Origin of the sequence: Holdemanella hominis, assembly GCF_014306155.1 — a bacterium.
Taxonomy (GTDB): domain Bacteria; phylum Bacillota_I; class Bacilli_A; order Erysipelotrichales; family Erysipelotrichaceae; genus Holdemanella; species Holdemanella hominis.
Genome location: NZ_JACRWH010000089.1, coordinates 1 through 4,128, shown reverse-complemented (window position 1 = coordinate 4,128; position 4,128 = coordinate 1). Strand labels below are relative to the sequence as shown.

Here is a 4,128-nt window from a genome sequence, read left to right as displayed (position 1 = left end):
GTTTCTTTTTATTTGCCATTTTCTTTTGCCTTCCTTTGTCTTTGAATCATCCTCTTTCTATTGTACCACTGGTGTAAATTTTCTCTTTTTGACTAGTCCTATTTATATGCTAACATCAATCCATTCCACTTTTGAAGTGCCTGGCATAAAAATACGACCTCCTTGTGGTTCTATTATTTCACAAAGAGATCGTTATTTTAATATGGGCCTATTTGACGCTTACAAGAAAAAACGCCTAGAGCTTGTCTCTAGGCATTTGATTTATACTATCCTAATTTCTTAAGGATGTTATCTAATTGTGCTTTCGTCATTTCTAGCTTTTCTGTGTAAGATGCTAGTTTTTCTTTTTCTGCATTGACTTTAGCTTCTGGTGCTTTATTGACGAATCCAGGATTTTTCAACATACCTGAACAACGTTTGATTTCGTTTTCTAGGCGTGCAATTTCTTTTTCTAGTTTTCCTTTTTCTTCTTCTAAGTCAATTAGTGCATCCATTGCGACTGTTAATACAGCTTTTTCGATTGTACGAGAAAGTACGTCTTCTGTATTTAGGTCTTCTTTGACTGTGGCGTGTGCCATGCGTGCTAGGATGGCAGTTGATTCTGTATTTAGTGCTACATAGCCATTGTCGTTGTGTAGTGAGATTGTTAAGTCTTCACTTGGTTTCATTGCGTATTCGACTTTGATTTCACGTACAGTTTGAATAGCACTGATTACTAACGCCATTTCATCTTTTTCTTTATCTGTGTATTCGAATTCAACTTTTTCTGGCCATGTTTCTACGTTTAAGCTGGCTTTTTCGTGTGGCAAGTTCAAATAGATTTCTTCTGTCACAAATGGCATGAATGGTGATAATACTTTTAGAATTCCCATCATGACTGTGTATAGTACAGCTTTCGTATTAGCTACTAGGCTTTCGTCTTCTGAGTATAGTGTGGCTTTTGATAGTTCAATATACCAGCTGCAGAAGTCGTCCCATACGAAGCTATATAGTTCGTTTCCTACGATGGCTAATTCGTATTTGTCCATATTTGTTGAAACGTGGTCTAATACTTCGTTAAAGCGTGCTAGAATCCATTTGTCTACGCTATTTGCTTTTGACATGTCTAGTTCTGGTTTTGTATCACCAATTTGCATTTGAACATAACGAGCTGCGTTCCAGATCTTGTTAATGAAGTTCCAGCTTGCGTCCATCTTCGTTTCATCAAAACGTAGATCTTGTCCTGGTGTTGAGTTTGTTGTTAAGAAGAAGCGTAGTGCGTCAGCACCTTTTTCTTGAATAACATCCATTGGATCAATACCATTTCCTAATGATTTAGACATCTTGCGTCCTTGTGTATCACGTACAAGTCCGTGGATCAATACGTCTTTGAACGGACGGTTCTTCATGCAGTAGCGTGTTTGGAAAGCCATACGTGCTACCCAGAAGAAAATAATGTCATATCCAGTTACTAATACATCATTTGGGAAATATCTTTCTAGATCGGCTGTATTTTCTGGCCAGCCAAGTGTTGAGAATGGCCATAATGCACTTGAGAACCATGTATCTAATACATCTTCATCTTGTGTCCAATTTTCAATGTCTTTTGGATCTTCCATTCCTACATAGATTTCACCTGTTTCTTTGTTTGTCCATGCTGGAATTCTGTGTCCCCACCATAACTGACGAGAAATACACCAATCTTCAATGTTTTCTAGCCATTGTTCAAATGTTTTATTGAAACGTGGTGGTACGAAGTTAATTCTTTGATCTTCGATTTCTTGGTTCTTTAATACTTCTTCAGCCAATGGTTTCATCTTCACAAACCATTGTTTACTTAAGTATGGTTCTACAATTACGCCTGTTCTTTCGGAGTGTCCTACTTGGTGTAAGTGTTCTTCAATGTGATCTACAACACCCGCTTCTTTAAAGTCGTTAACTAAGGCTTCACGACATTCAAAGCGATCCATACCTGCATATTTACCACACATATCATTCATTGTTCCATCTGGATTCATACAGATTGGCATTGGTAGGTTGTATTTTTTAGCTAATGCAAAGTCATTAGGGTCATGGGCCGGTGTACATTTCATAACAGCTGTACCAAAACTCATGTCAATATAATCATCGGCCATGATTGGAAGTTTGTCTCCGTTGGCAGGGTTAATGGCGTGCATTCCAACGATGTCTTTATATCTTTCGTCATCTGGGTGTACAAAGATAGCTTGGTCGGCAAACATAGTTTCTGGACGTGTTGTCGCAATCACTAATTCTTGTCCTGTTTCAACCACTTTATACTTGAAGTAGTACATGTGTCCCATGATTTCTTTGTGTTCAACTTCGATGTTTGACAATGCAGTTTTAGCTTCTGGGTCCCAGTTGATAATTCTTTCACCTTGATAGATTAATCCATCATTGTATAAATCTACAAAGACTTTACGAACGGCTTGAGATAATCCTTCGTCTAATGTAAAGCGTTCACGACTATAGTCTAAAGATAATCCTAACTTAGCCCATTGGCTACGAATAGTCGAAGCATATTCTTCTTTCCATTCCCAAGCTCTTTCTAAGAATTTTTCACGACCAATGTCATAGCGAGAAATTCCTTCTGATTTTAAACGAGCATCTACCTTTGCCTGTGTTGCAATACCCGCATGGTCCATTCCGGCTACCCAACATACATCATAGCCTTTTAATCTTTTATAACGACATAAAATATCTTGTAATGTTGTATCCCATGCATGTCCTAAGTGTAACTTTCCTGTTACGTTTGGTGGAGGGATCACAATACAATATGGGCGTTTAGACAAGTCGCCCGCTGTGAAATATCCTTTTTCAATCCAATTTTGGTATTTATCATTTTCTACTGCTAAATGATTATACTTTGCTTCCAACGTCATCCACAATCATCCTTTCCGTACATATAAAAAAGCACATCCCCATAGGACGTGCTTGACGTGGTACCACCTAATTTTATTCTCATTCACATTAACGCTGTGTCACGAAATTTACTACTCTTAATTCATAAATTCAACTCAAAGACTACCTTCACTTATCCAACACACAAGCTTTCACCAAACGCTTGCTCTCTATAGAATTGGCATAAACTACTCCTTCTTGTCATCGCTTTGAATTTAGTTTATCAAAGAAAAAGTAAAAACTCAAATCATTTTGAAAAATTAGTTGTTTTATTCTCTACTTTACTATATGATGATTAAAGAAAGCGGTGTAAACATGGATAATCAATTATACAATCAAATCAAAGCTGTTCATGAACAATATATTAAAGAACAGAATCGTTTAGAAGACGAAATCGATAGACTAAGACGAGAAATCGTTTGTCTGGATAATGAAGACGAAATTGAAGCGTTAAATAAACTCGTTAAAATCGATGATATTAAGCGTAAGATGGTTGTAGAATTCATTCATAGTTTAGATAAGATTGTAGAACAGTAACTCTACAATCTTTTTTTAAAATTCTCCATTTTTATTATATATTCGTCAGCAGTTTATTTGTACCACCTTTAAATTTGACGCTTACAATAGTTTTACTGCAATAACCTCTTGTCAACAACTCATCATTGTTATACTACACTCATTGGGATAGCCATATTGATTATGGTAAAAAGCACTCATACATAAACGTATGGGTGCCCTTTTAACATTATACTTACTACAATTCACTCAATTTAGAAAATATTGTATTTATATATGCATTCTCTTCCCAGGGAAAACTATTGAAAATGTGTTGTCTTTCTCTATAGAAGTCTTCAGGTACACGAATTGAGAAATAAATATTAAACCATGCTTTTAGTTTATCTCTACGCCTTTTCATATATAGAACTTTTGGATCTATTTCATCTACAAATGATTTACTCTTGTCAATAATTGTTTTATCATACGCATCTTTTTGAGCAATAGAATCTAATAACACCGTTTCAATTGCACCGTTTTCAGATAGCGGAATAACTAATAGTAGAAACTCAACTGTGAATTCTTCTTCAATAGAATTAATAAAGCAAACTGGTACTACGTCAAGAAAAAGGACTCATAAAATAGATAAATTTTAAATTCTAATGTTTTGAATAATAATTATTCTCATATTGATTTGGTGATTCATAACCGCAATGGCTATGGATTCGTATCGTG

At 35.7% G+C, this 4,128-nt stretch carries 3 protein-coding genes and 1 other annotated feature; of the genes, 1 reads left to right on the top strand and 2 read right to left on the bottom strand.

The features are described 5' to 3' along the window. Positions 1–266 precede the first annotated feature (266 nt). Complete coding sequence (locus tag H8911_RS11770; protein WP_186999792.1) at positions 267–2,879, bottom strand: valine--tRNA ligase; 2,613 nt, start codon at positions 2,877–2,879, stop codon at positions 267–269. A gap of 39 nt (positions 2,880–2,918) precedes the next feature. Further along, positions 2,919–3,112: a binding site (T-box leader), on the bottom strand. Positions 3,113–3,186: 74 nt separating this feature from the next. Here H8911_RS11770 and H8911_RS11765 point away from each other — a divergent pair. Beyond that, positions 3,187–3,435, top strand: coding sequence for a hypothetical protein (locus tag H8911_RS11765; RefSeq protein WP_147325353.1), 249 nt, complete (start codon positions 3,187–3,189; stop codon positions 3,433–3,435). Positions 3,436–3,652: 217 nt separating this feature from the next. Here the strand turns inward: H8911_RS11765 and H8911_RS11760 are convergent, their stop codons facing one another. Then, complete coding sequence (locus H8911_RS11760) at positions 3,653–3,913, bottom strand: hypothetical protein (RefSeq protein ID WP_186999793.1); 261 nt, start codon at positions 3,911–3,913, stop codon at positions 3,653–3,655. Positions 3,914–4,128 lie beyond the last annotated feature (215 nt).

What these genes read in the sequence shown, in the direction of transcription:
- H8911_RS11770 (WP_186999792.1), bottom strand. Translation starts at nt 2,879, where the DNA reads ATGACGTTGGAAGCAAAGTATAATCATTTAGCAGTAGAAAATGATAAA.
- H8911_RS11765 (WP_147325353.1), top strand. Translation starts at nt 3,187, where the DNA reads ATGATGATTAAAGAAAGCGGTGTAAACATGGATAATCAATTATACAAT.